This window comes from Moorena sp. SIO3I6, from assembly GCF_010672095.1.
This window is the reverse complement of record NZ_JAAHHU010000835.1, coordinates 1-2,116: the sequence shown is the minus strand read 5'-3', so window position 1 is coordinate 2,116 and position 2,116 is coordinate 1. Positions and strand designations below refer to the sequence as shown.

Sequence of the window (2,116 nt, the reverse complement as noted above, 5' to 3'; positions counted from 1 at the left end):
TATAAATAATATTACTTTTTATACCTTACTTTAATTACCATTTATCATAACACCAAAAAATATTATGATATCTTGAATTGACTACTGTTCCCTGTTCCCTGTTCCCTGCTCCCTGCTCCCTGCTCCCTGCTCCCTGCTCCCTGCTCCCTGCTCCCTTTGCTATACTATTTCTAATTTTTTGATACTTCCAAATTATCAATAGTCAAAGTTCTTTCATCATCCGCTATCTGTTCCCTGAAGTCCATATCGATTTTAGTTGGATAACCTAAGGTAGCGTCGTAGGTAACATCAAGCTTATAGTAATCCTGATCAATAGCCTTTTGGACAACATCGAAAAGCTTCGAGACCGAATCATAGGTATTAAAAAATTTCCGATTAACTGGTTTGCCGCTATCAGCAGCAACAATGGAAGTCGTTTCACCATCTTAAAGACGGGAATTCCCCTCCCGCTAAAACTAGCGTTTATAACGGGAGGGGAATTCCCGCAGATAAATAAAATGAGCGTGCATAGAATCAGTATTAATTAGCTTGGTATTCATAACCGTCAGCTTTAAAGATTGTCTGTAAGTACTTTGGATGTACATCAATTTTTTGCTCAGAAGTATGTTCGCGTAGCGGAGGCCGTAGGCCACGCTTTCGCCGTAGGCCACGCTTCGCGAACGGCTTTGCCGAAAGTACAAAACTTGGGCGATGACGAATAGCTATACGGCCTGTGTACTTTCCGGCATATTTCCCTTTTTTGATATCAGCTTTGACTATATCTCCCGTTTGAAAACCCATGAAGAATTTAGCGGCAGGAGCATGAGCCTTTGGAAAACCGTATTTATTTGGTCGGCATCTTTGACGAACACCATGACCTTTAGCTGTAATTGTCAATGGCTTCACTGCGTTTAGCAGTAATCTCTTAGGAGTGGACTTACCTACACAAGCAGCATCAGTCCAATGGGTTTTATCAAGACCTCTGGTTTTCCGGTTGAACTTGGTCAGGCCACCAGAAGCTGTTTCAACAGGCAGCCCAGTTGATTTTAGTCTTCTCCATAATTCCCAACGGGTTGCGTTGACGGCTGCTGCATCTTTCAAAGGGGTTTTTGCTTTAGCTAATACCTTTTTGAGAATTTCCGGTTTTTTTATTAAAAATTTCTCAATCGGGTTATTGCCTTTTTTCTGATTACAGCACCGACAAGCAAGAGTCAAATTACTAACTCGATTACTGCCACCTTTTGATTTTGGGATAATGTGCTCAACTTCTAAAGGTGTATCAATAGCGCCACAGTAAACACAGTTATGTCCCCACTTAGCGAGTAGATACTCTTTTACCTCAAACCCAAATAGTTCACCATGTTGATACTCAATTCCTGATACTTCTGGATTTTGCATTTTTTGAGTATCGAATCGAACTAATTCTTGAGATATTGCGGTTATAGGGCACAGTTTTCTTAGTCTCCTAACCCAAGTCTCGATATTAAATACTCGACTCATTAATGATGGAGGCAACCAACTCTCTGGGCGTTTTCGATTAAGGAAACGAGGTTTACGGTAACGAGTCTTTCGATTTCGTCTACCTCGCCTTAAAGCTCGTCTAGACTCTAGAGAGTTTTTAATTTGCTGCCCTCTATGATTGATTTCTAAGGCGCTTGTGATCCGTCCAGTTGGCTCCTGAATAATAGCTATTCCCGTCGTTTTAGAGCCTGGATCTATTTTTAGTCGGTGTGGATGAACAACAGAATCCTGTAACGATCTATCCTGCATGATAATAGTAAATGGGTAGCGCTTGAAAACTTTAGCTCTCCCTTTTTTAAGTAGATCTCTAGCCCGTGCCGGATGACATGGATCCAGAGGTTGTTTGTCTTTATCTAGCACGAAAACTCGCATTACTTTGATCTCTCCACAATGTGGGTAAAGTTTGCCTCGACAATGTTACAAAAGCTTTTTAGGTTAGCAACACTTCCTTAACTCACTACAGATGTTTAATTGCTAACAACAGAGCTGAAGACTGGCACGCATCTACAGGTGTTATGACTCAAGTCCAAGCAAAAAATTAAAGATGAGGTCGACACCGAAACATCAACCGAAGACTGGCCAACTTTTAATAGTGCCAAAGTAGAACCTAATGTGT

1 protein-coding gene and 1 pseudogene are annotated in these 2,116 nt (G+C 41.1%); both read right to left on the bottom strand.

What is annotated here, in order from left to right; genetic code table 11:
• Positions 1-170: 170 nt before the first annotated feature.
• Positions 171-413 (bottom strand): annotated as a pseudogene (locus tag F6K49_RS53950) (DUF6174 domain-containing protein); the annotation flags it as partial.
• 106 nt (positions 414-519) lie between these two features.
• Positions 520-1,872 (bottom strand): RNA-guided endonuclease IscB, encoded by a 1,353-nt coding sequence (gene iscB / locus F6K49_RS43345; RefSeq protein ID WP_293107853.1) that lies wholly within the window; start codon positions 1,870-1,872, stop codon positions 520-522.
• Between the last annotated feature and the right edge of the window lie 244 nt (positions 1,873-2,116).

Coding starts and splice junctions, on each gene's coding strand:
- iscB (WP_293107853.1), bottom strand. CDS start 1,872: ATGCGAGTTTTCGTGCTAGATAAAGACAAACAACCTCTGGATCCATGT.